The sequence below is a fragment of the Pseudomonas sp. S2_B10 genome (genome assembly GCF_054668425.1).
Genome location: NZ_CP162768.1, coordinates 1,190,773 through 1,215,965 on the forward strand (window position 1 = coordinate 1,190,773; position 25,193 = coordinate 1,215,965).

23 protein-coding genes are annotated in these 25,193 nt (G+C 58.5%); 5 read left to right on the forward strand and 18 right to left on the reverse strand.

The genetic code is table 11. The features are described from left to right. Positions 1 to 79: 79 nt before the first annotated feature. The 17 genes from AB4O45_RS05190 to mtnA form a co-directional block, all read right to left on the reverse strand. Positions 80 to 1,087 carry a glycosyltransferase family 2 protein gene (locus tag AB4O45_RS05190; protein ID WP_460161149.1) on the reverse strand — a complete coding sequence of 336 codons (1,008 nt, stop codon included), beginning with the start codon at positions 1,085 to 1,087 and terminating at the stop codon, positions 80 to 82. A 401-nt stretch (positions 1,088 to 1,488) separates the two neighbouring features. Continuing rightward, positions 1,489 to 2,442: a UDP-glucose 4-epimerase family protein gene (locus AB4O45_RS05195; protein ID WP_095182234.1), complete on the reverse strand. Its 954-nt coding sequence runs from the start codon at positions 2,440 to 2,442 to the stop codon at positions 1,489 to 1,491. Continuing rightward, positions 2,439 to 3,362, reverse strand: a complete 924-nt coding sequence (locus tag AB4O45_RS05200) for a glycosyltransferase (RefSeq protein WP_095182235.1) — start codon at positions 3,360 to 3,362, stop codon at positions 2,439 to 2,441. Before AB4O45_RS05200 ends, AB4O45_RS05195 begins: the two co-directional genes overlap by 4 nt. Positions 3,363 to 3,415: 53 nt before the next feature. Next, positions 3,416 to 4,306: a glucose-1-phosphate thymidylyltransferase RfbA gene (rfbA, locus tag AB4O45_RS05205; protein WP_460161150.1), complete on the reverse strand. Its 891-nt coding sequence runs from the start codon at positions 4,304 to 4,306 to the stop codon at positions 3,416 to 3,418. Further along, entirely contained in the window at positions 4,303 to 5,196 is an 894-nt protein-coding gene (gene rfbD / locus AB4O45_RS05210) for a dTDP-4-dehydrorhamnose reductase (RefSeq protein WP_150637712.1), read from the reverse strand. Before rfbD ends, rfbA begins: the two co-directional genes overlap by 4 nt. Further along, positions 5,193 to 6,269, reverse strand: a complete 1,077-nt coding sequence (gene rfbB, locus AB4O45_RS05215) for a dTDP-glucose 4,6-dehydratase (RefSeq protein WP_101155399.1) — start codon at positions 6,267 to 6,269, stop codon at positions 5,193 to 5,195. The genes rfbD and rfbB overlap by 4 nt, the downstream gene beginning before the upstream one ends. Before the next feature lie 223 nt (positions 6,270 to 6,492). Beyond that, on the reverse strand, positions 6,493 to 6,732 hold the full coding sequence (locus tag AB4O45_RS05220; RefSeq protein WP_076563762.1) for a LapA family protein: 240 nt from the start codon (positions 6,730 to 6,732) through the stop codon (positions 6,493 to 6,495). A 30-nt stretch (positions 6,733 to 6,762) separates the two neighbouring features. Then, on the reverse strand, positions 6,763 to 7,059 hold the full coding sequence (gene ihfB / locus AB4O45_RS05225; RefSeq protein WP_007950920.1) for an integration host factor subunit beta: 297 nt from the start codon (positions 7,057 to 7,059) through the stop codon (positions 6,763 to 6,765). 153 nt (positions 7,060 to 7,212) lie between these two features. Then, positions 7,213 to 7,491 carry a hypothetical protein gene (locus AB4O45_RS05230; protein ID WP_073472356.1) on the reverse strand — a complete coding sequence of 93 codons (279 nt, stop codon included), beginning with the start codon at positions 7,489 to 7,491 and terminating at the stop codon, positions 7,213 to 7,215. 192 nt (positions 7,492 to 7,683) lie between these two features. Next, complete coding sequence (rpsA, locus tag AB4O45_RS05235; RefSeq protein ID WP_016770920.1) at positions 7,684 to 9,369, reverse strand: 30S ribosomal protein S1; 1,686 nt, start codon at positions 9,367 to 9,369, stop codon at positions 7,684 to 7,686. Between the two features lie 119 nt (positions 9,370 to 9,488). Continuing rightward, positions 9,489 to 10,178, reverse strand: a complete 690-nt coding sequence (gene cmk, locus AB4O45_RS05240; RefSeq protein WP_056788351.1) for a (d)CMP kinase — start codon at positions 10,176 to 10,178, stop codon at positions 9,489 to 9,491. Next, positions 10,175 to 12,382: a bifunctional prephenate dehydrogenase/3-phosphoshikimate 1-carboxyvinyltransferase gene (locus AB4O45_RS05245; RefSeq protein ID WP_041478484.1), complete on the reverse strand. Its 2,208-nt coding sequence runs from the start codon at positions 12,380 to 12,382 to the stop codon at positions 10,175 to 10,177. Before AB4O45_RS05245 ends, cmk begins: the two co-directional genes overlap by 4 nt. 28 nt (positions 12,383 to 12,410) lie before the next feature. Continuing rightward, positions 12,411 to 13,523, reverse strand: a complete 1,113-nt coding sequence (gene hisC / locus AB4O45_RS05250; protein WP_460161151.1) for a histidinol-phosphate transaminase — start codon at positions 13,521 to 13,523, stop codon at positions 12,411 to 12,413. Positions 13,524 to 13,536: 13 nt separating this feature from the next. After that, positions 13,537 to 14,631, reverse strand: coding sequence for a prephenate dehydratase (gene pheA / locus AB4O45_RS05255; protein WP_028620536.1), 1,095 nt, complete (start codon positions 14,629 to 14,631; stop codon positions 13,537 to 13,539). Beyond that, the gene (gene serC / locus AB4O45_RS05260) at positions 14,631 to 15,716 is read right to left on the reverse strand and encodes a 3-phosphoserine/phosphohydroxythreonine transaminase (RefSeq protein WP_039760041.1); all 1,086 of its coding nucleotides are present in this window, start codon (positions 15,714 to 15,716) and stop codon (positions 14,631 to 14,633) included. Before serC ends, pheA begins: the two co-directional genes overlap by 1 nt. A gap of 231 nt (positions 15,717 to 15,947) precedes the next feature. Continuing rightward, complete coding sequence (gyrA, locus tag AB4O45_RS05265) at positions 15,948 to 18,602, reverse strand: DNA gyrase subunit A (protein ID WP_460161152.1); 2,655 nt, start codon at positions 18,600 to 18,602, stop codon at positions 15,948 to 15,950. Positions 18,603 to 19,025: 423 nt separating this feature from the next. Beyond that, positions 19,026 to 20,102, reverse strand: coding sequence for an S-methyl-5-thioribose-1-phosphate isomerase (gene mtnA, locus AB4O45_RS05270; protein ID WP_056788343.1), 1,077 nt, complete (start codon positions 20,100 to 20,102; stop codon positions 19,026 to 19,028). A 108-nt stretch (positions 20,103 to 20,210) separates the two neighbouring features. Between mtnA and AB4O45_RS05275 the strand changes: the two genes are divergently transcribed. The 4 genes from AB4O45_RS05275 (at position 20,211) to AB4O45_RS05290 (ending at position 23,899) form a co-directional block, all read left to right on the forward strand. Next, complete coding sequence (locus AB4O45_RS05275) at positions 20,211 to 21,545, forward strand: TRZ/ATZ family hydrolase (protein ID WP_460161153.1); 1,335 nt, start codon at positions 20,211 to 20,213, stop codon at positions 21,543 to 21,545. Positions 21,546 to 21,601: 56 nt separating this feature from the next. Next, complete coding sequence (gene ubiG / locus AB4O45_RS05280; RefSeq protein ID WP_024013875.1) at positions 21,602 to 22,300, forward strand: bifunctional 2-polyprenyl-6-hydroxyphenol methylase/3-demethylubiquinol 3-O-methyltransferase UbiG; 699 nt, start codon at positions 21,602 to 21,604, stop codon at positions 22,298 to 22,300. Between the two features lie 4 nt (positions 22,301 to 22,304). Next, entirely contained in the window at positions 22,305 to 22,976 is a 672-nt protein-coding gene (gene mupP, locus AB4O45_RS05285; protein ID WP_016770929.1) for an N-acetylmuramic acid 6-phosphate phosphatase MupP, read from the forward strand. Positions 22,977 to 23,158: 182 nt separating this feature from the next. Beyond that, entirely contained in the window at positions 23,159 to 23,899 is a 741-nt protein-coding gene (locus AB4O45_RS05290; protein WP_024013876.1) for a YciK family oxidoreductase, read from the forward strand. Here AB4O45_RS05290 and AB4O45_RS05295 read toward each other — a convergent pair. Next, positions 23,886 to 24,104, reverse strand: coding sequence for a hypothetical protein (locus AB4O45_RS05295; protein ID WP_460161154.1), 219 nt, complete (start codon positions 24,102 to 24,104; stop codon positions 23,886 to 23,888). The genes AB4O45_RS05290 and AB4O45_RS05295 overlap by 14 nt on opposite strands. Before the next feature lie 157 nt (positions 24,105 to 24,261). On the opposite strand from AB4O45_RS05295, the gene AB4O45_RS05300 reads away from it, so the two are divergent. Further along, complete coding sequence (locus AB4O45_RS05300) at positions 24,262 to 25,188, forward strand: GGDEF domain-containing protein (protein WP_041478268.1); 927 nt, start codon at positions 24,262 to 24,264, stop codon at positions 25,186 to 25,188. Positions 25,189 to 25,193 lie beyond the last annotated feature (5 nt).

Below are 25,193 nucleotides of genomic sequence, written 5' to 3' on the forward strand. Positions count from 1 at the left end.
TCATACAAAAACTCTCTTGTTGAGATACCGGGAGGACGCCACGGAGCAATTTCACGTCCTGCCTTGCACGATGAGGGCATCAAATTCTGTTGAGCACCGCGGCCAGCAGCAGCCCAAGATTACCCAAACACGTCTGCCGATAGACCTTCGCGCGGTAAAGCCAGACGAAACGGCCGAATCCTTTTGAATCACGGGCTTTCTTGAATTGCTCAAAGGTCTGCAGGCTGTCTGCACTCAAGCTTGAGCGAACCGTTTCAAGTGCAGCGATATTTTTGGCATTCCAGTCACGAAAGCGACCCGTAGACATCATCCGCAAGCGCATGATCCGTGCGCGCACTCCTGAGTTGGCGCCAATCAGATTCGCTTCATGCTGCCTGTACAGAATGGAAGGCGAGGCGTCATAGACGACCTCGCCACCCACCCCGGTAATCAGTAGATAGGCCCACCAGTCATGGGAAACGATATCCACTTGGCCGCCAGCATGACAGAGTACGTCCCGAGCCAAATGATTGAATACCATAGTATTCCCCCCGGCCAGACTTTGTACCAGTGCATTGCCAAAACTGGCGGGGCGAGAAAATAGCGGCGAGCGACCGATGACCGTTCCCGAGTCACCAATCAACTCGGTCCGGCCGCAATACAAAGCAGGAAGACCGGACGGCAGCGCCTCCAATACCTTTACGGCAGACTCAAGTTTATTGGCTTGCCAGATATCGTCCTGGTCGGCCCACGCATAAAATTGCGATTGCACGGGCGCATCGCAGGCAACGGACATGAAGTTAGCCGCGAACCCTCGCTTGGGCCCTTGCAGAATGGTCAACCGGCCTTCTCCCCAGATCGCGCTGTACTGGCGCAGAATATCCAGTGTCGCGTCGGTAGAACCGTCATCAGAAACAACGACGGTCCATTCGCGATAACTCTGGCGAGCTATCGAATCCAGTTGTTGTGCGAGAAAGCGTTCACCGTTGTAGGTACACATCAGAATCGTTACGCGGGCCGATTGCGTTTCATGACCTTGAATACTAAAGTCAGAATCGCCGCCAGGCTGCTCGCCTGTCTGATCAAATTGTGGAAGAGGGGCTACCACCGAGCACTCCATTGCATTGAAGAAAAAATAATGACGATGTCGTTTCGCTCAACATCAAGAGGTACAGCCTTGGCAGCATGAAAATTACATGCCCCTCTCATGGACCGCTCCCGACAGCGAAAAATTTGCCATTATAAGTCATACCAATTTGATAGCCCAGTGACATCACCACCTTCAACAGCACAAGGCGGTGGTCATGGTATGAAAAGAGTAATCAGAATGTTGCCTTGAGCCGGAAAAATCCTGCCAAGGCGTACGGATTTGGGCTGCGTAGGGTATCAAGGCGCCCTAATTGGCAAAAGGGTGGCAATCTGCCAATCCATCGAGGGTCAGATCAATTGCTGTGCTTTATCGAGCAAGCCTTAGCGAAAAAGTGACATCCATAAAGAATACTGACACATTTAGCGCTCCCGGAGATGGTTGGCAGTGGCCTGAAGTGCCTGACTCACGCTGATGGGCGGCGTCCACTCCAGTATTGTGCGCGTCTTTTCCATGTCGACCTGTAACGAGCCGCAGAGTCGCTGAGCTAAGGCTCTCCTACCCAATAAAGCTGCCCCAAGGCGCAGAACAAACGGAGGCACGGGCAACAATCGCGCTCGCACAGTCAGGGCGCTCGACATCCTTTGAAGCAATTGAGTGGTCGAAAGATCTTCGCCATCACTTACCAGAAAAGTTTGATTGGCTGCTTGTGGATGATCGATGCAGGTCACCAAAAGATCCACCAGATTACTGATTGCCACTAAGCTGCGGCGATTGCCCAATGCGCCCAATGGCAGTGGCAATCCTTTTTGCAACCAGCGCATCATATTTAGGAAGTTAGCTTTGACGCCCGGCCCGTAAACCAGGGGCGGTCGAATAATTACCAGCTCCATTGCGGTTTCCAGTGCTATTTGACGCACGACTTCCTCTGCCTCGCACTTGGAAATACCGTAAGGATCAACAGGCGCGGGAATATCGGCTGCGGTAAAGGGTCTCCCGGCGGGTGACTCTTCGCCATTGACCTTGATCGAACTGACAAAGATGAAGCGCTTTACCCCGGACGCTGCCGCATGACGGGCCAGCCGCGCAGTGCCCTGCACATTCATTTGCCGAAACATGGCAAGCGGATCAGCCTCACACTCGTTCATTACATGAACCCTGGCCGCACAATGAATCACCGTCTGGATATTATTCAATGGCGGCAATAAAACGCGCTCATCCAAATCAAAAGGCACGACATCACACAAACCACTCAACCGAGTTTCGCTACGTGCAGCCGCAACTGGTGTGTAGATCTTGTCGAGAAGCAGGCGGAACACCACGGCCTCGCCGACAAACCCCGTCGCCCCGGTCACCAATACCCGAGCACCTTTCATTTGTTTTTCTTCCCGATCACGGCAGTCGCGCAACAAATAAAGAAAAAGAACAGCTTGTCCCTGGTTCGACGACGACATTCACCGGCTTTTAACGACAGCCGCAATAATTGTCGACGCCCCAAAGGTAACCATTGCCGGACGAATGGATCATCGGCGAGACCCACCAACTGCGCAATCATTCGAATCTGAGAAAACCACCAACCGTCATGGATAATTTTATAACGCGCAATCAGTGAATTTATACCTGAATTGGCCCCGACCTGATTACTTTCGTGCTGGCGATAACACATGGATGGCTGCGGATCAATGAACCAGCGTACACCACGACTGCGTGCGAACGCATAGCAATACCAGTCATGCAGACTGACCTGTTGCAAGGCATCCCAATGTTTCAACAATGAGACCTTCAGCAACTGCATCATCCTTTGGCTCATGACATACGTACAGCCCGGTCCGGCAGCCTCAAAGAGAAAGTCCCAGCGGGTTTGCGGCTGGGCCTTGTCCAGTACCTGGTTACGACCATCAGGCCAGAACGCAACTACGTTACTCGAGTAAGCATCCACGCCAAGAGATTTGATCGACCGGATAGCGCGCTCGATCTTGTCCAGATACCAGACGTCATCCTGATCAGCGAACGCGATGAAATCGTAGCCTTCAAGATCAACATCTCGAAGCAAACGGAAGAAGTTGCGGGAGGCCCCACCAAACGCACCGGCGTCGGGCAGGACGATTACGTTCGGATGCTGTGCAGCATAATCGGCGCACCATGCCTCAGTACCGTCAGTGGAGGGATCAATACTTATATAAACGGTTACGTCGACAGCTGTCTGACCGAGGATCGAGGCCAACTGCTCCTCGATCCACTGCATGCCATTGTAGGCGGCCAGCAAAATCGCAACCTTGGGATGTTCTACTGGCATGCCATTCCTGCTTGCAGCGTTAAACATAGCATTGCGAAAGTCAGAACTTTCGATCAGGCAGACGGCGAGTCCAGCAACTTCTGAAGGTATTGACCGTAACCCGTCTTCTTCAGTGCTTGCGCTTGTGCGTTAAGCTGCTCGGCAGAAATCCAGCCATTGTGATAGGCGATCTCTTCCAGACACGCCACTTTCAGACCCTGACGCTGTTCGATCGTGTGAACGAAGTGACTGGCTTCAAGCAGAGAGTCGTGAGTACCGGTATCCAGCCAGGCAAACCCGCGACCGAGCATTTCCACGCTCAGGGTCTGGCGCTCCAGATACGCACGGTTGACGTCGGTGATTTCCAGCTCGCCACGCTCGGAGGGCTTGATGTTCTTGGCGATCTCGACCACATCGTTATCATAGAAATACAGACCGGTGACCGCATAGTTCGATTTTGGCTTCAGCGGCTTCTCTTCGATACTCAAAGCCTTGCCACTTTTATCAAACTCGACGACACCAAAGCGTTCAGGATCGGAGACGTGGTAGCCAAATACGGTAGCTCCCTTTTGTTGGGTACTGGCGGAGCGCAAGTTGTCCGAGAAATGCTGACCGTAGAAGATGTTGTCCCCCAGAATCAGACAGCATGGATCCTGACCGATGAACTCTTCACCAATAATGAACGCCTGGGCCAGGCCGTCCGGACTAGGCTGCTCGGCATAAGTAAGCTTGATCCCGTACACGCTTCCATTACCCAGCAGTTTACGGAAGCACGGCAAATCTTCCGGCGTGGAAATAATTAGGATTTCTCGCATACCCGCCAGCATCAAAACGGACAGCGGATAAAAAATCATCGGCTTGTCGTAAATAGGCAACATTTGCTTGGAAACACCAAGAGTCAGCGGGTGCAGGCGCGTGCCCGAGCCGCCGGCGAGAATAATGCCTTTACGATTTTTCGTGGTCATTTGTTCAGAACTTCCCTAAGCATTCGGGTCACACCACTTTGCCAATCCGGCAAGTGTAGAGAAAAATTGTCGCGCAGCTTCTGGGTATTCAAGCGTGAATTTAAAGGCCGACGCGCGGGGGTAGGATAAGCGGTTGTATCGATCGCACTTATCGTGGTCACCGCAAGCTGCTCGCCATTGGCCTGAGCAAACTCGATAACGTAACTTGCGTAACCGTGCCACGACACCTCGCCAGCGGCGGCCAGATGATATAAACCTGACAGTTCCGGCCGTTGGAGCACTTGGCGAATCGTTAACGCAGTGACATCGGCAATCAGATCGGCACCCGTTGGCGCACCAATCTGATCAGCAATAACACTCAGTGTCTCGCGATCTTCTGCAAGACGCATCATGGTTTTGGCAAAGTTATTGCCTCGGGCGCCGTAGACCCAGCTTGTACGGAAGATCAAGTGCTTGCATCCCGACACTGTGATCGCCTGCTCACCTGCCAGCTTGCTCGCGCCATACCGATTGACCGGAGCGACCGCATCGGTCTCTTGCCAGGGGCGGTGGCCTTCGCCGCTGAAAACATAATCAGTGGAGTAATGAACCAGCAAGGCACCCAAAAGTGCGGCCTCTTCGCCCAAGAGCCGGCTTGCCTCACCATTCACACGATCGGCCAGCTCTACGTCGGACTCAGCCTTGTCGACTGCGGTGTATGCGGCGGCGTTGACGATGATATCGGGTTTAATCTGCCGAATCGTTGCCCGCAATGCTTCCAGATCGGACAAATCACCGCACAACCCATCGACAGAGTGACGATCCAGGGCGATCAACTCGCCAAGCGGCGCCAAGGACCGTTGCAACTCCCAGCCGACCTGGCCGTTCTTGCCCAGCAAAAGGATTCTCATGCCTTGCTCGAACGATCCGCATAGTTCTGATCAATCCACTGCTGGTAGCTACCGCTCTTAACGTGCTCAACCCACTCGGTGTTATTCAGATACCACTCAACAGTCTTGCGAATACCAGTCTCAAAAGTCTCTTCCGGAGTCCAACCCAGTTCACGCTGAATCTTGCTCGCATCGATTGCATAACGCACATCATGACCAGGACGGTCCTGAACATAGGTAATCAGGCTGGCATGCGGACGGTGAGCAGAATCAGGACGCAATTCATCGAGCAATGCACACAGTGTATGCACGACTTCGATGTTTTGTTTTTCGTTATGACCGCCGATGTTGTAAGTCTCGCCGATGACGCCCTCGGTGACGACTTTGTACAGCGCGCGTGCGTGATCTTCGACGTACAGCCAATCACGAACCTGATTGCCTTTGCCGTACACCGGCAGTGGCTTGCCTTCCAGCGCGTTGAGAATGATCAGCGGGATCAACTTTTCAGGGAAGTGGCATGGGCCGTAGTTGTTCGAGCAGTTGGTAACCAGTGTCGGCAGGCCATAAGTGCGGGCCCAGGCACGGACCAGATGGTCGGAGCTGGCCTTACTGGCCGAATATGGCGAGCTTGGCTGGTAAGGGGTGGTTTCGGTGAAGAGGTCTTCCGGACCTTCGAGGTCTCCGTAAACTTCGTCAGTCGAAATGTGGTGGAAGCGGAAATTGGCTTTGCGGGTGTCGTCCAGCGCAGCCCAGTAGTGGCGCGCTGCTTCTAGGAGTGTGTAAGTGCCAATGATGTTGGTCTGGATGAACTCGGACGGGCCGGAGATCGAGCGGTCGACGTGAGATTCAGCGGCCAGGTGCATGATTGCATCCGGTTGGTGCTCACGCAGAACGCGGTCGATCTGATCACGATCGCAGATATCGACGCGCTCGAAGGCGTATCGCGAATTCTGGCTGACTTCTGCCAGGGACTCCAGATTGCCGGCGTACGTCAGCTTGTCGACGTTAACGACTGCATCGGAAGTGTTGGAGATGATGTGACGGATGACTGCCGAGCCAATGAAGCCGGCACCGCCGGTAACTAGAATTTTCACGCGAAACGATACCCTTGAGCTGCGGACAGCGCTGCCAGCGAGCGCGGTCTAATCCATGAATGCAGAAGCCACTATCAGTTGGCATCCGTCAGAGTCAGTCTGAATCGACATGCATTAAGGCACGATCGAACAAGGGACGCATTTTACAGCTTAATGATGGTTTTACTAATGGATAAAGACAGGCTGAGGCGCAATTTCGACAGATGCCGTGCGCCTGTCGTTTTCAGACCAGTCGCTTGCGTGCAGCTCTGGACGAACGTCCAAGAAACCAGCCCAAAATTGGACCGATGAGCATACCAATCAGCAACGCCAACACTGCAACTACCGACACCGGCAACTGCGGGCCGGAAAAACCCAGAAACAAAAGCGAAACCGATTGCTGGTTTTCCAGCACAAACGCCAGAACAACCAGAACCATCAGCAGAAGAAAAACGCCAAGCAATATGCGTTTGAGGTTACGCATCCACGCCCCCTTGAATTTGAATAGCGAAGATCAAGCGCCCTCCTCCTCTTCCTCGTTCACGCGGTCACGCAATTCCTTGCCCGGTTTGAAATGCGGAACGAATTTACCGTCCAGACTGACAGACTGGCCGGTCTTTGGGTTGCGGCCGACACGTGGCGCGCGGTAATGCAGGGAGAAGCTGCCGAAACCACGGATCTCGATACGATCACCGGTGGCGAGGCACTGAGACATTTGTTCAAGCATGGTCTTGATGGCCAGCTCCACATCCTTGGATGAGAGTAGCCCTTGATGGGTGACAATTCGTTCGATCAACTCCGACTTCGTCATATTTTTCCCTTCTTTTTCAAGCAGCTAGATCAGCGCTTGAAAGGTTTTAGCATGCCCGGAAGATTTTGAACAGCCCAGGGATTGACATATCTTTCCCGGGGTCAAAACGCCCATTTTCAGGGCACTCCAGTGGCGAGCCGGATCGCCGCTACCCTAACGACACATCACCAGCATGGTCCGGGTCACGAAGCCCGCCGGATTAAAGCCAAACGGGTATTCGTCTTCATCTTTGGCATCGTCAGAACGGGTGATGACCTTATAGCCCTTGCCTTTACACTCCTTCGCTGCACGCTTCTGGCACTTTTCCCAACCGGAACCCAACCCGGAGCAATCGACCTCGATACCACTGACGCCGCGCACCGCATGGGTTTTCGCACTAGTGGTGCAACCTGCCAGCGCCAATACCACCGCAACAACAAATAACTTGTTCATCCACTTCCTTATGCCAGGCAAGCCTGACGACTAATACTCAAGATCAAGCTTAGTCGCGAATAGGCGATTGATCCGATTAAAGAAACAGACCCGCAGGCGAAGCCATTGGTTTCATGCACGGACGTACAAAGACCAAATAGCAGGCACAAAAAAGGGCGACCGAAGTCGCCCTTTTTAATGATCAAGCAGAACTCAGTTCTGTTTGGCCATTGCTTGACGCAGCAGTGCCGCCATAGTGGTGTCAGCTGCTTCGCCTTCCGGAGCTGCTTTCAGGCTCTGGATGGCTTCTTTCTCTTCAGCATCGTCTTTCGACTTGATCGAGAGCTGGATTACGCGGCTCTTGCGATCAACGCTGATAATCTTGGCTTCAACTTCCTGGCCTTCTTTCAGAACGTTGCGCGCGTCTTCAACGCGGTCACGGCTGATTTCGGAGGCTTTCAGGGTAGCTTCGATGTCGTCGGCCAGAACGATGATGGCGCCTTTGGCGTCAACTTCTTTCACGGTACCGGTCACGATAGCGCCCTTGTCGTTAACCGAGACGTACTCGGAGAACGGATCGCTTTCCAGTTGCTTGATGCCCAGGGAGATGCGCTCGCGCTCCGGGTCAACCGACAGGATGACGGTGTCCAGCTCGTCGCCCTTCTTGAAACGACGCACGGCTTCTTCGCCCACTTCGTTCCAGGAGATGTCGGACAGGTGAACCAGACCGTCGATGCCGCCGTCCAGACCAATGAAGATACCGAAATCGGTGATCGACTTGATGGTGCCGGAGATCTTGTCGCCCTTGTTGAACTGGCCAGAGAAGTCTTCCCATGGGTTCGACTTGCACTGCTTGATGCCCAGGGAGATACGACGACGCTCTTCGTCGATGTCCAGAACCATGACTTCCACTTCGTCGCCGACTTGTACGACTTTCGAAGGGTGGATGTTCTTGTTGGTCCAGTCCATTTCCGAAACGTGTACCAGACCTTCAACGCCTTCTTCCAGCTCAGCGAAGCAGCCGTAGTCGGTCAGGTTGGTAACACGAGCGGTAACGCGAGTGCCTTCTGGGTAACGGGCTTTGATAGCAACCCATGGATCTTCGCCCAGTTGCTTCAGGCCCAGGGAAACACGGTTGCGTTCGCGATCGTATTTCAGAACCTTGACGTCGATTTCGTCACCAACGTTGACGATCTCGGAAGGATGCTTGATGCGCTTCCAGGCCATGTCGGTGATGTGCAGCAGGCCGTCCACGCCACCCAGATCGACGAATGCGCCGTAATCGGTGAGGTTTTTGACGATACCTTTGACTTGCTGGCCTTCCTGCAGGGATTCCAGCAGAGCTTCACGCTCGGCGGAGTTCTCGGCTTCGAGGACGCTGCGACGGGAAACGACAACGTTGTTGCGCTTCTGGTCCAGCTTGATGACCTTGAATTCCAGCTCTTTGCCTTCCAGGTGCGTGGTGTCGCGCACTGGACGGACGTCAACCAGGGAACCTGGCAGGAACGCACGGATGCCGTTAACGTCGACAGTGAAGCCGCCTTTAACCTTACCGTTGATAACGCCCTTGACCACTTCCTCGGCTGCGAAGGCTGCTTCCAGAACGATCCAGCATTCAGCGCGCTTGGCTTTTTCACGGGACAGCTTGGTTTCGCCAAAGCCGTCTTCAACCGAATCCAGAGCAACGTGAACTTCATCACCAACGTTGATGTTCAGTTCGCCAGCATCGTTGTAGAACTGCTCAAGCGGGATGAGTGCTTCAGACTTCAGACCAGCGTGAACGGTTACCCAGCGAGCCTGGTAATCGATATCAACGATAACACCGGTGATGATGGAGCCTGCCTGAAGGTTCAGGGTTTTCAGGCTTTCTTCAAAGAGTTCCGCAAAGCTTTCGCTCATTTTAATTCCTGTAGATGAGGGCGAAGTAAACGCCCATCTCCACACCCCAGACGGTGTGGGTTAGTTTCATTTAAAAGAAGCACCGCAGGACTATGACTGGTCCCCTGCGGCCTTCTTGGTCACCCGGCGATATCGCGAATGGCGATCTCGCTCATGATGCGTTCAAGCACCTGATCGATGGAAAGCTCCGTTGAATCCAGCTGAATCGCGTCGGCCGCCGGCTTGAGCGGGGCTACTGCGCGCTGGGTGTCACGCTCATCGCGTGCACGGATCTCATCTAGCAGACTCGACAGACTAACACCCTCGACTTTGCCCTTCAACTGCAAATATCGACGGCGCGCCCGCTCCTCGGCACTGGCGGTGAGGAAAATCTTCAGCGGTGCACCCGGAAATACCACCGTGCCCATGTCGCGACCGTCCGCCACCAGACCCGGCGCTTCCTGAAACGCACGCTGGCGCTGCAGCAGCGCCTCGCGTACGGCGGGCAGCGCAGCCACTTGCGAGGCCCCGGAACCGACGCTTTCGGTGCGAATGACATCGCTGACTTCGTCGCCTTCGAGAATAATCCGCTGCAGCTGACCTTCGGTCGCGGCGATGAACTGCACATCCAGATGAGCGGCCAATGTCTTCAGCAGCTCTTCATTGGTCAGGTCGACGCCATGGTTATGCGCAGCAAACGCGAGCAAGCGATAAAGCGCACCGGAATCCAGCAGGTTCCAGCCCAGACGCTTGGCCAGAATCCCGGCAACCGTGCCTTTACCGGAGCCGCTTGGCCCATCGATGGTGATGACCGGTGCAATGTTTTTCACGACTGAGCCTCTTGTGCCACACGAATGCCGACTTGCCCGCACAGCGCGAGGAAGTTGGGGAACGAGGTCGCGACGTTGGCGCAATCGTGGATGCGGATCGGTGCGGTAGCGCGCAACGAGGCAACGCTGAACGCCATGGCGATACGGTGATCGCCGTGACCGTGCACTTCACCGCCGCCGATCTGGCCGCCGTCGATGATGATGCCGTCCGGGGTCGGTTCGCACTTGACGCCCAGCGCCAGCAAGCCGTCCGCCATGACCTGAATCCGATCGGACTCCTTGACCCGCAGCTCTTCGGCACCGGTCAGCACGGTACGCCCTTCGGCGCATGCAGCAGCGACGAACAGGACCGGGAATTCGTCGATCGCCAGCGGCACCAGCGCTTCCGGAATCTCGATACCTTTGAGTTTAGCTGCCCGCACGCGCAAATCAGCCACTGGCTCGCCGCCCACTTCACGCTGGTTTTCCAGAGTGATATCGGCGCCCATCAGTCGCAGGATATCGATCACGCCAGTACGGGTCGGGTTGATGCCAACGTGCTCGAGCACCAGCTCGGAACCCTCGGCGATCGAGGCCGCGACGAGGAAGAACGCCGACGACGAGATATCGCCCGGCACTTCGATGTGAGTCGCGGTGAGCTTGCCGCCGGACTCGACCGAAGCCGTGGCGCCGTCAACGCTGACCGGGTAGCCGAAGCCACGCAGCATGCGCTCGGTGTGATCGCGGGTCGGTGCCGGCTCGGTCACCGTGGTCTTGCCTTCAGCATAGAGACCGGCAAGCAGCAGGCAGGATTTCACCTGGGCACTGGCCATCGGCATGGTGTAGGTCAGGCCTTTGAGCTTGTGGCCACCGCGAATGGTCATCGGTGGACGACCTTCGGCAGCGGTTTCGATCACGGCGCCCATTTCCCGCAGCGGATTGGCCACGCGATTCATCGGACGCTTGGACAGCGAAGCGTCGCCGGTCAAGGTGCTGTCGAAGTTCTGCGCCGCCAGCAGGCCAGAGAGCAGACGCATCGAGGTGCCAGAGTTGCCCAGATAGATCGGGCCCGGCGCAGGTTTCAGGCCGTGCAGGCCGACACCGTGGATGGTAACGCGGCCGTGGTGCGGGCCTTCGATGACCACGCCCATGTCGCGAAACGCCTGCAAGGTCGCCAGGGCGTCTTCGCCCTCAAGGAAGCCTTCGACTTCGGTGACGCCTTCGGCCAGCGAGCCGAGCATGATCGAACGGTGGGAAATCGATTTGTCACCCGGTACGCGAATCCGACCGGACAGGCGGCCACCAGGTTGAGCCAGGAAGATCAGATCGTTGGAATTCATAGCGTCCACATAGGCCCTGCGGGCCAGGATTTTACTGAAATGCTCGCGGGCAACCCGGGCGCGCGTGAAAACGCCCAACAATTGGTGCCCATCCCCTGCATCGACCGCGTCGCGCAAGGCGTCGAGGTCGCTGCGAAATGTATCGAGTGTGCGCAGGACAGCCTCGCGGTTGGCGAGGAAGATGTCGTGCCACATCACCGGGTCGCTTCCGGCGATTCTTGTGAAATCGCGAAAACCACCGGCAGCGTAACGGAAGATCTCCAGATTTTCATTGCGCTTGGCCAATGAATCGACCAGGCCGAAAGCCAGCAGGTGCGGCAGATGACTGGTCGCGGCCAGCACTTCATCGTGACGCTCGACCTGCATGTGCTCGACATCGGCGCCCAGTTCGCGCCACAGGCGATCGACCAGCGCCAGCGCGGCAGGATCGGTCTGCTCGAGCGGCGTCAGGATCACCTTGTGCCGGCGGAACAGCTCGGCATTCGAGGCTTCCACCCCGCTCTGCTCGGAACCGGCAATCGGGTGCCCGGGGACGAAGCGCGCCGGCATGCCGCCGAACGCCTCGGTCGCCGCGCGCACCACGTTGCCTTTGGCGCTGCCGACATCCGTAAGAATCGCCTGCCCCAGATCCATGACAGCCAGACGCGCGAGCAGCTTTTCCATGGCCAGAATCGGCACCGCCAGCTGAATCACATCGGCACCGACGCAAGCCGCCGCCAAATCGTCTTCGCAGCGATCAACCACACCCAATTCGACCGCGAGCTTGCGCGATTGCGGGTCGAGATCAACACCAACCACCTCACGGCACAGGCCGCTTTCACGCAGACCCTTGGCAAACGAACCACCGATCAACCCCAGACCGACCACCACAAGGCGACCGATCATAGGTGCAGCAGGTTGCAGCGCAGTGACATCAACCACGAGCCAGAACCTTGCGCAGCGCCTCGAGGAAACGGCTGTTTTCGGCCGGCAGACCGATGGTCACCCGCAGGTGGTTCGGCATGCCGTAATTGGCCACCGGACGCACGATCACGCCTTCGCGCAGCAAGCCCTGGAAAATCGGCGCCGCGACCTGGCCGAGATCGACACAGATGAAGTTGCCTTTGGACTCGATCCAGCTCAGTCCCAGCTCACGGAAACCCGCCTGCAACTGCTGCATGCCGGCTTCGTTGAGCTGACGGCTTTGCGCCAGATATTCCTCGTCCTTCAGCGCCGCACACGCCGCCGCCAACGCGAGGCTGTTGACATTGAACGGCTGGCGAACGCGGTTCAGCACTTCTGCCACCACAGGCGTCGACAAGCCATAACCGACGCGCAGCGCGGCCAGACCATAGGCCTTGGAGAAGGTGCGCGACACCAGCAGGTTCGGGTACGCCGCGAGGAAGTCGAGACCGTCCGGCAAATCACTGCCTTCGGCGTACTCGATGTAAGCCTCGTCGAGGACTACCAGCACATGCTCGGGAACGTCCTGCAGGAATTCGTCCAGCGCTTCGGCGCCGAACCAGGTGCCGGTCGGGTTGTTCGGGTTGGCAATAAACACCACGCGGGTGTTGGCATCGATGGCCGTAAGCATCGCCGGCAGGTCATGGCCCCAGTCTTTGGCTGGAACGACTTTGGCTTGTGCGCCGACTGCTTGAGTCGCGATCGGATACACCGCAAAGGCGTGCTCACTGAACACCGCATTCAGGCCCGGTGCCAGGTAGGCACGCGCAACCAGTTCAAGAATATCGTTGGAGCCATTACCCAGCGTGACCTGATTCAGCTCGACGCGGCACTGCTCGGCGAGCAGCGACTTCAGGGCGAAACCATTGCCGTCCGGGTAGCGGGTCATCTCGGCCAGCTCTTCGCGAATCGCCGCCAATGCCTTCGGGCTGGCGCCCAATGGGTTTTCGTTGCTCGCCAGTTTGACGATCTTTGCCGGATCCAGATCCAGCTCGCGCGCCAGTTCGTCCACAGGCTTGCCCGGAACGTACGGCGAAAGTTGTTGCACGCCCGGCTGTGCCAGAGCGAGGAAGTTGCCACTCATTTGCTACCGCCCCTTAGAGAACTGCTTTCGGGTAGGAACCCAGCACTTTGAGTGCTACTGCTTCCTGACTGATCTTTTCCAGCACACCTTTGATCAACGGATCACGGTGGTGGCCGACAAAGTCGATGAAGAACACGTAGGTCCATTTGCCGCTGCGCGACGGACGGGTTTCGATGCGGGTCAGGTCGATGCCATTGTCGTGGAACGGCACCAGCAGCTCATGGAGCGCGCCGGGCTTGTTGCTCATCGACACGATGATCGAGGTCTTGTCGTCGCCGGTCGGCGGCACTTCCTGACTACCGATCATCAGGAAGCGGGTCGAGTTGTCCGGGCGATCTTCGATCTTCTCGGCCAGACGCGTCAGGCCATATAGCCCTGCCGCCATGTCGCCAGCGATCGCTGCCGAATTCCACTCACCCTTGACCCGTTTGGCCGCTTCGGCGTTGCTCGACACCGCGACGCGTTCGACATTCGGGTAATGCGCATCCAGCCACTTGCGGCACTGAGCCAGCGACTGCGCGTGGGAGTAGATGCGGCTGATACTGTCGGTCTTGGTATTTTCGCCGACCAGCAGATGATGGTGGATGCGCAACTCGACTTCGCCACAGATCACCATGTCGTGCTCGAGGAAGCTGTCCAGCGTGTGATTGACCGCGCCTTCGGTGGAGTTTTCCACCGGCACCACGCCGAAATTCACCGCACCGGCGGCGACTTCACGGAACACTTCATCAATCGCCGCCATCGGCTTGCTGATCACCGCGTGACCGAAGTGCTTCATCGCTGCCGCTTGGGTGAAGGTGCCTTCAGGACCGAGATAAGCCACTTTCAGTGGCTGCTCCAGCGCCAGGCACGACGACATGATTTCGCGGAACAACCGCGCCATTTCTTCGTTGCCCAGCGGCCCCTGGTTGCGCTCCATCACCCGTTTGAGCACCTGAGCTTCGCGCTCAGGACGATAGAACACCGGCACTTCGCCTTCGGCCAGCGAGGCCATCTTCACGCGGGCGACTTCCTGGGCGCAACGCGCACGCTCACTGATCAGCTCGAGGACTTTGGTGTCCAGAGCGTCGATGCGAACGCGCAGTGCCTTGAGTTCTTGCTCGGACATCAGCCGTGTTCCTTCTCGAATTCCGCCATGTACGCCACCAGCGCGTTGACCGCAGTGATGTCGACGGCGTTGTAGATGGAGGCGCGCATACCGCCCACCGAACGGTGACCCTTGAGGTTGAGCAGACCGCGCTCGTCAGCACCGGCAAGGAATGGCTTGTCCAGACGATCATCAGCCAGACGGAACGGTACGTTCATCCACGAGCGATCCGACTTGTTGATCGGGTTGCTGTAGAGGCCACTGGCGTCGATGAAGTCGTACAGGGTGCGCTGCTTGACGTCGTTGAGCCTGGCGATCGCTTCGACGCCGCCCTGCTCTTTCAGCCACTGGAACACCAGACCGGACAAGTACCAGGCGAGGGTCGGCGGGGTGTTGTACATCGAGCCGTTATCGGCCGCGACCTTGTAATTAAGCATGGTCGGGCACAGCGAGCGCGCTTTGCCGAGCAGGTCTTCGCGGATGATGTTGACGACGATGCCGCTCGGGCCGATGTTCTTCTGCGCGCCGGCGTAGATCATGCCGAAACGCGAAATATCGACCGGGCGCGAGAGGATGTCCGAAGACATGTCCGCCACCAGCGGTACGTCACCGGTTTGCGGGATCCACTGAAATTCCAGACCACCGATGGTTTCGTTCGGCGCGTAGTGAACGTACGCGGCATCTTTCGACAGATTCCACTCGTTCTGGCCTGGGATGGCGAAATAGTCGTAAGGCTTGGCAGTGGCAGCAACGTTGACGTGGCCATAGCGCGAGGCTTCTTCGATGGCTTTCTGCGACCAGATACCGGTGTCGATGTAGTCGGCCGAGCCGCCTTCAGGCAACAGGTTCAGCGGGATCTGCGCGAACTGCTGGCTGGCGCCGCCCTGCAGAAACAGCACTTTGTAGTTCGACGGGATATTCAGCAGGTCACGCAGATCCTGCTCGGCCTGGGTGGCAATGGACACGAACTCATCGCTGCGATGGCTCATTTCCATGACCGACAGACCCTTGCCGTGCCAATCAAGGAGTTCACCCTGGGCGCGCTGCAGGACAGCTTCAGGCAGCGCCGCCGGACCGGCGCAGAAGTTATAGGCTCGCTTGCTCACATCCAATCTCGCTCTGATTTGGTGGTATCACGCAATAAATCACACTACTGATCAACATGGCCCTGTGGGAGCGAGCCTGCTCGCGAATGCATCACCGCGGTGCTTCAGAGGTACCGCGGCGCCTGCTTTCGCGAGCAGGCTCGCTCCCACAGGGGATCTCCATGATGTCGAAAATTCGTAGCAGACAAATAACAAGGGGGCGAATTCTCATCCGCCCCCTCGTTTGTCCGCTTATTCCTGCGGTTCTTCGTCTGCTGCGGCGTCGAGTTGCTGGTCGTCTGCGGCCTCGTCGATACCGACGCTGCCTGCGATTTCCTCGCCCTCTTCACCTTCGAGCTCTTCGCCTTCGATTTCCGAAGGCTCCTGAACCCGCTCCAGCCCGACCAGGGTTTCATCCTTGGCCAGCTTGATCAGCGTCACGCCCTGAGTATTACGGCCCAGGCTCGACACTTCGCCGACACGGGTACGCACCAGGGTGCCCTGATCGGAGATCAGCATGATTTCTTCGCCGTCGAGCACCTGTACCGCGCCGACCAGACGGCCGTTACGCTCGTTGCTGACCATGGCGATCACGCCCTGACCGCCACGCTTGTACTCAGGGAACTCGGTGATCGCGGTGCGCTTGCCATAACCACGCTCGGAAGCGGTGAGGATCTGGCTGCCTTCTTCCGGGATCAGCATGGAAATCAGCTTCTGCCCTTCCGGCAGACGCATGCCGCGTACGCCGCGAGCGGTACGGCCCATGGCACGCACGTCGGACTCTTTGAAACGGGTGACCTTGCCGCCGTCGGAGAACAGCATCACTTCGCGCTCGCCATCGGTGATGGCCGCAGAGATCAGCACGTCGCCTTCGTCCAGCTCCAGCGCGATCAGACCGACGCTGCGCTGACGGCTGAAGGATTCCAGCGGGGTCTTCTTCACGGTGCCGTTGGCGGTGGCCATGAAGATGTAGTGACCTTCGGTGTATTCCTCGACCGGCAGCATGGTGGTGATGTATTCACCATCATCCAGCGGCAGCAGGTTGACGAGCGGACGACCACGGGCCGCGCGGGATGCTTCCGGAATCTCGTAGGTCTTGAGCCAGTACACCTTGCCCTTGCTGGAGAACAGCAGCAGCGTGGTGTGGCTGTTGGCAACCAGCAGGTGAGCGATGTAGTCCTCGTCCTTGACGCCGGTGGCCGACTTGCCTTTGCCGCCACGACGTTGAGCCTGGTAAGCAGCCAGCGGCTGGGTCTTGGCGTAGCCACCGTGGGAGATGGTCACGACGCGTTCTTCTTCCGGGATCATGTCACCCAGGGTCAGGTCGAGACGGGCATCGAGAATTTCGGTGCGGCGCACATCGCCGTATTCGGCGCGGATCACTTCCAGCTCTTCGCGGATCACTTCCATCAGGCGCACAGCGCTGTTGAGGATGCGGATCAGCTCCCCGATCTGGTTGAGGATCTCCTGGTACTCGGCCAGCAGCTTCTCGTGCTCCAGACCGGTCAGACGGTGCAGGCGCAGTTCCAGAATGGCTTGCGCCTGTTCTGGCGACAGGAAGTACTTGCCTTCACGCAGACCGTATTGCGGATCGAGGTTTTCCGGACGGCACGAATCGGCACCGGCACGCTCAACCATCGCCACCACAGCCGAGGATTCCCAAGGCGTGCTGATCAGCGCTTCCTTGGCTTCCGACGGCGTTGGCGACGCCTTGATCAGGGCGATCACCGGGTCGATGTTCGACAGGGCAACGGCCTGGCCTTCGAGAATGTGCCCACGCTCGCGCGCCTTGCGCAGTTCGAACACGGTACGACGGGTGACCACTTCGCGACGGTGACGGACGAAGGCTTCCAGCAGATCCTTGAGGTTGAGGATGCGCGGGCGGCCGTCGATCAGCGCGACGATGTTGATGCCGAATACCGATTGCAGCTGGGTCTGGGCGTAGAGGTTGTTGAGGATCACCTCAGGCACTTCGCCGCGACGCAGTTCGATCACGACACGCATACCGTCCTTGTCGGACTCGTCGCGCAGCTCGGTGATGCCTTCGAGCTTCTTCTCTTTGACCAGCTCGGCGATCTTCTCGATCAGACGCGCCTTGTTCAGCTGGTAAGGCAGCTCGGTGATGACGATCTGCTGACGGCCACCGACCTTGTCGATGTCTTCGATGATCGAGCGGGCACGCATGTAAATGCGCCCGCGACCGGTGCGGTAGGCTTCGATGACGCCGGCACGACCGTTGATGATCGCGGCCGTCGGGAAGTCCGGACCGGGAATGTATTGCATCAGCTCATCGACGGTCAGCTCGGGATTGTCGATGAGGGCCAGGCAACCGTCGATGACTTCACCGAGGTTGTGCGGCGGAATGTTGGTCGCCATGCCCACGGCGATACCGCTGGAACCGTTGACCAGCAGGTTCGGTACGCGGGTCGGCATGACCGCCGGGATCAGTTCGGTGCCGTCGTAGTTCGGCACCCAGTCTACGGTTTCCTTGTGCAGGTCAGCCAGCAGCTCGTGCGCCAGCTTGGTCATGCGCACTTCGGTGTATCGCATGGCCGCAGCGTTGTCGCCGTCGACCGACCCGAAGTTGCCCTGGCCGTCGACCAGCAGGTAGCGCAGGGAGAAAGGCTGGGCCATACGAACGATGGTGTCGTATACGGCAGTGTCACCGTGCGGGTGATACTTACCGATCACGTCGCCGACGACACGGGCAGATTTCTTGTACGGCTTGTTGTAGTCGTTGCCCAGCTCGCTCATCGCGAACAGTACGCGACGGTGCACGGGCTTGAGGCCATCGCGCGCATCCGGCAGTGCACGGCCGACGATCACGCTCATTGCGTAGTCGAGGTAGGACTGTTTCAGCTCGTCTTCGATATTGACCGGGAGGATTTCTTTGGCCAGTTCGCCCATGAGAAGCCTGATTCCTTTTTCTGGTGAAACTTCGTCATATCCATGTGGGAGCAACGAAGCTCGTCGGGGCCGGCCGAGTGCCATGCGCCGACTTACGACAAATCAACATTGGATCGCGGATTTGCGCAGTAAAGACAGCTCCGTGGAGCCGCCTCGGAAAACGCCGGATGTTATCACAAAGGCCGCCACGCACCTATCCCCCAGATGCGCATGGAGCATAGTTAGTTGACCGATGACAGGCTTGAGGGGGACGACAGAAGCTCTGAGCTTCTTTGAATGTGAAATCTGGGGCAGATTTACAGTTGTTTATTGACATTCAGGCCCTCATCGCTGGCAAGCCAGCTCCCACAGGTTCAATGCCGGGCACAAAACCTGTGGGAGCTGGCTTGCCAGCGATGGGGTCCGCTCAGACGCAATAGTCCTTCAATGCAGGCGCTTGCGACACATCAGCAGGGCCATTTTCGCGGTGTCCGGGCGCTCGACGATGCCTTTCTCGGTGACGATCGCATCGATCAGATCCGCCGGGGTGACATCAAACACCGGGTTGAACGCTTCAACATCGGCACCGACGCGTTTACCGCCGACTTCCAGCAACTCGGCGCCATCACGCTCTTCGATCGGGATGTCATCGCCGCTGGCGAGGTTCATGTCGATGGTCGAACTCGGCGCCACCACCATGAAGCGCACGCCGTGGTGCATGGCATTGACTGCCAGTTGATAGGTGCCGATCTTGTTCGCCACGTCGCCATTGGCGGTGATGCGGTCGGCGCCGACGATCACCCAGGTCACGCCTTTGGTTTTCATGATGTGCGCGGCGGCGGAGTCGGCGTTCAGGGTCACCGGGATGCCTTCGTTGGCCAGTTCCCACGCGGTCAGCCGCGAGCCCTGCAGCCACGGCCGGGTCTCGTCGGCATAGACGCGTTCGACCATGCCTTCTATATAAGCCGCGCGGATCACTCCCAGCGCAGTTCCGAACCCACCGGTGGCCAGCGCGCCGGTGTTGCAGTGGGTCAGGATGGCTTGAGCGTTGCCCTGATGTTTGCGAATCAAATCGACACCAAGCTGCGCCATGGTCAGGTTGGCCTCGCGGTCGCTTTCATGAATGGCGATAGCTTCGGCTTCCAGCGCCGCCAGCGGATCGGCGTTGCTTTTCAGGCGATCCAGGCGATCGTGCATGCGGCCCAGCGCCCAGAACAGATTGACCGCGGTCGGACGCGAATCGGCCAACAGCGCGAAATCCTCTTCCAGCGCCGCGTACCAGTCGCCGCCCTCGGCAATCCGCGCCCGCGCCGCGAGGACGATGCCATAGGCCGCACTGATGCCAATAGCCGGCGCGCCCCGCACGACCATCGAGCGAATCGCCTCGGCCACGCCGGCGGCGCTGGTGTAGGCGATCCAGGTTTCCTCGAACGGCAAAATACGCTGATCCAGCAGGTGCAGCGCGCCATCACGCCAATCGATGGCCTTCACTTTCTCCGCAGCCAACAGTCGATCGCGCATCCCACACCCCGCACTCATGAACAAAAGCCGCCGATTATAGCGATCCCCCCGCGAAGACGCTCGGGTATACTTCGCCATCCTTTACAAAAGCACTGGAACCGACCCTCGATGCCGAAACCTGCCATTGCGCTCGACCTGTTATTGCTGCCGACCTGGCTGGTCCCCGTCGAACCTGCAGGCGTGGTGCTCAAGGAGCACGGCCTGGGCATCCGTGACGGTTGCATCGTGTTTATCGGCCCGCGCGCCGAAGCGTTGAAGTGTAACGCGACAGAAATCCGTGAACTGCCGGATGTTCTGTTGGCGCCGGGACTGATCAATGCCCACGGCCACGCGGCGATGACACTGTTCCGTGGCCTGGCTGACGATCTGCCGCTGATGACCTGGCTGGAAAACCACATCTGGCCGGCCGAAGGCAAATGGGTCGATGAGGATTTCGTCCGCGACGGCACCGATCTGGCCATCGCCGAGCAGATCAAGGGCGGCATCACCTGCTTCTCTGACATGTATTTCTTCCCGAAAGTCGCCAGCGAGCGCGTACACAACAGCGGTATCCGCGCGCAGATCGCCATTCCGATCCTCGATTTCCCGATCCCCGGCGCCAGCAGTGCCGACGAAGCCATTCGTCAGGGCGTCGAATTGTTCGGGGATCTCAAGCATCACGAACGCATCAAGATTACTTTCGGCCCTCACGCACCCTACACCGTCGGTGATGAGAACCTGGAGAAAATCAGGGTGATCGCCGAGGAGCTGGACGCCTCGATCCATATGCATGTGCATGAAACCGCATTCGAAGTGCAGCAGGCCGTCGAGCAGACCGGCGAACGGCCACTGGCGCGCCTGGGTCGCCTTGGCCTGCTCGGCCCGCGCTTCCAGGCGGTGCACATGACCCAGATCAGCGATGAAGACTTCGCGCTGCTGGTAGAAAGCAACAGCAGCGTGATCCACTGCCCGGAATCCAACCTCAAACTGGCCAGCGGCTTCTGCCCGGTCGAACGTTTGTGGCAGGCTGGGGTGAACGTTGGCGTCGGCACCGATGGCGCGGCGAGCAACAATGATCTGGACCTGCTCGGCGAAACCCGCACCGCCGCCCTGCTGGCCAAAGCCGTCGCCGGCTCTGCCACCGCGCTGGACGCTCATCGCGCCTTGCGCATGGCCACCCTCAATGGCGCCCGTGCGCTGGGGATCGAGGCGCAGGTCGGCTCGCTGGAGATCGGCAAAGCCGCAGACATCGTCGCTTTCGACCTGTCCGGCCTGGCGCAGCAACCGGTGTATGACCCGGTGTCGCAGCTGATCTATGCGACCGGGCGTGATTGCGTGAAACACCTGTGGGTTGCCGGCAAGCAACTGCTCGACGACCGGCGCCTGACCCGCATGGACGAACAACAGCTGGGCGAGACCGCCCGCCACTGGGGCCAGCGCATCAGCGGCCACACCGAATCGTAAACACCGCGGCGCAATATCCGCGGCTACAGCCTTTTTCAAGTTTTAGAGGATTTAACATGAGCAACGTCGACCACGCCGAAATCGCCAAATTCGAGGCCCTTGCCCATCGCTGGTGGGACCGTGAAAGCGAATTCAAGCCGCTGCACGACATCAACCCGCTGCGGGTCAACTGGATCGACGAACGAGTCAATCTGGCCGGCAAGAAAGTCCTCGACGTCGGTTGCGGCGGCGGCATCCTCAGCGAAGCCATGGCCCAGCGCGGCGCCACCGTAATGGGCATCGACATGGGCGAAGCGCCGCTGGCGGTCGCGCAATTGCATCAGCTGGAATCCGGGGTCAGCGTCGAATACCGGCAGATCACCGCCGAAGCCCTCGCCGACGAAATGCCCGAGCAGTTCGACGTGGTCACCTGCCTGGAAATGCTCGAGCACGTGCCGGATCCATCGTCGGTAATCCGCGCCTGTTTCCGCATGGTCAAGCCGGGCGGCCAAGTGTTCTTCTCGACCATCAACCGCAACCCGAAGGCGTATCTGTTCGCGATCATCGGCGCCGAATACATCATGAAGCTGCTGCCGCGCGGCACCCACGACTTCAAGAAATTCATCCGCCCCTCCGAGCTCGGCGCGTGGAGCCGCATGGCTGGCCTGACCGTCAAGGACATCATCGGCCTGACCTACAACCCGCTGACCAAGCACTACAAGCTGGCCAACGACGTTGACGTCAACTACATGATCCAGACCCTGCGCGAGGAATAAGCCGATGGCCATCAGAGCAGTACTTTTCGACATGGACGGCACCCTGCTCGACACCGCGCCGGACTTCATCGCCATCTGCCAGGCGATGCGCGCCGATCGCGGTCTGCCGCCGATCAACGACAAGCACATCCGCGACGAAATTTCCGGCGGCGCCAAGGCCATGGTCGCGGTGACGTTCTCGATGGATCCGGAATCGCCGGGCTTTGAGGAGCTGCGTCTGGAGTTTCTCGAGCGCTATCTGGTCGGCTGCGCAGTGCACAGCAAGCTGTTCGACGGCATGGGCGAACTGCTCGCCGATATCGAAAAGGCCAACCTGATCTGGGGCGTGGTCACCAACAAACCGGTGCGCTTCGCCGAGCCGATCATGCAGCGCCTGGGGCTGGCCGAGCGTTCGGCGCTGCTGATCTGCCCGGATCATGTGAAGAACAGCAAGCCGGATCCGGAGCCGCTGATCCTCGCCTGCAAGATGCTTGATCTGGATCCGTCGACCGTGCTGTTTATCGGCGATGATCTGCGCGATATCGAATCGGGCCGCGATGCCGGCACCAAAACCGCTGCGGTGACCTACGGCTACATCCACCCGGACGACAACCCACGGCACTGGGGCGCGGACGTGGTGGTGGATCACCCGCTGGAGTTGCGCAAGGTGCTCGATAGCGCGCTGTGCAGTTGCTGACCTGACTGTTGCAAATTCCCTGTGTGGCGAGGGGATTTATCCCCGCTGGGCTGCGAAGCGGCCCCCGCTTTTATCCAGGCGATGTGACACACAGGTTTTGCGACGGCTTCGCCGCCGAACGGGGATAAATCCCCTCGCCACTGGGTGAAGCAGGTCTTCATGAAATGGACTATGAGGTTTTTATGTTTGATTACACCGCTCGCCCCGAATTGCTCAAGGATCGGGTCATTCTGGTCACCGGTGCCGGCCGTGGCATTGGCGCGGCTGCGGCGAAAACCTATGCCGCCCACGGTGCCACCGTGCTGCTGCTGGGCAAGACCGAAGCCAATCTGACCGAGGTCTACGACGAAATCGAGGCTGCCGGTCATCCGCAACCGGCGGTGATCCCGTTCAACCTCGAGACCGCCCTGCCCCATCAGTACGATGAGCTGGCGGCGATGATCGAAACCGAGTTCGGCCATCTTGACGGCCTGCTGCACAACGCTTCGATCATCGGCCCGCGCACGCCGATCGAGCAACTGTCCGGCGAAAACTTCATGCGTGTCATGCAGGTCAACGTCAACGCGATGTTCATGCTGACCAGCACCCTGCTGCCGTTGCTCAAGCTGTCCCAGGATGCTTCGGTGGTATTCACCTCGAGCAGCGTCGGGCGCAAGGGTCGCGCGTACTGGGGCGCTTACGGTGTGTCGAAATTTGCCACCGAGGGCCTGATGCAAACCCTGGCCGATGAAGTGGAAGGCGTTGCGCCGGTACGCTCCAACAGCATCAACCCGGGCGGCACGCGCACCAGCATGCGCGCGCAAGCGTATCCGGGGGAAAATCCGCTGAACAATCCGACACCGGAAGAGATCATGCCGGTGTATCTGTACCTGATGGGCCCCGACAGCGCAGGCGTTAATGGCCAGGCGTTCAACGCCCAATAACGCCATACGTCGCATTTGTTGCCGCGGCAGAATACTGTCGCGGCAAGCCATTGCCGCTCATAACCGTCACGAAGCCGCCAGGAATCCAGCGCCGCAACCCCGCCCTCACCAGCAAGTCATTGATTCGAAAAGCTTTAAATAAAATCGAACCGAATGGCACGCCTTTCGCTCTAAATTCCCTCAAAACATGCCGTGTGATGGCCATGGGGCAAACGCCGATTTCGATAGCTGACTGATCGTCTTGCGGCAGACTAAACTTACGCCAAACGTCCTACGGGACTGATGGATCAGTACGACGCGCAGCCCATAGCCGCTCTCACCCAGCCTGTAAGACAGACTTACTGCTTAGGGGCTCACGCCATATGAAATCTCCTTCCCAGACCCATGCAATTGACTTTGACAGTGCCAAATTGCAGCGCCTGGGCTTCGGTCAACTACCGGCGCTGATCGAGCGCCCGACCAGCCTGGCGCAACTGCGTCAGCAAATGAGCCTGCAACTGCAAACCAGCCTTGAGCCACAGCGCATCCTTGGCCTGTTCTTTCGCGAAATTCAACGCCTGGTGCCGCTGGACGCGCTCAGCTATGTGCATCAGGCCAGTGACTTGCGTCTGGAGTTCGGCACACGCGGCCACCACTCGGTCAGCTACACCCTGAGCCACGAAGGCGAGCACATGGGCGAGCTGGTCTTTCGCCGCAATCAGCGTTTCAACGACAAGGAACAGGGCGACCTCGAGTCGCTGCTGTCCTGCCTGCTGTACCCGATGCGCAACGCCCTGCTCTATCGCGCCGCGACGCAAAGTGCCTTGCGCGACCCGTTGACCGGTGCTGGCAACCGGGTAGCCATGGAGCAGACCTTGCAGCGCGAGATCGACATGTCGCGCCGCCATGCGCAGCCGCTGTCGGTACTGATGCTCGATATCGACCACTTCAAACGGGTCAATGATGACCACGGGCATGGCGCCGGTGATGACGTGCTCAGAGCCATTGCCGCGTCGATCAAGGCGCAACTGCGCAACGTCGACATGGTGTTCCGTTATGGCGGCGAAGAGTTTCTGATCCTGCTGTCCAACACCGGTCGCGAAGCGGCGGCGATGGTCGGCGAGCGTTTGCGCCAGGCGACGCAGTCAGAGGAATATTTTGCCGATGGCCAGTTGATCGAGATCACCGTGAGCCTGGGATGCTCGACGTTGTTGCCGGGCGAGTCGGCAGACAGCTTGCTGCGCCGGGCCGACAGTGCGTTATATGTCGCAAAGCGCGAGGGGCGGAACCGGCTGGCGATGGCCGGCTAAAAATC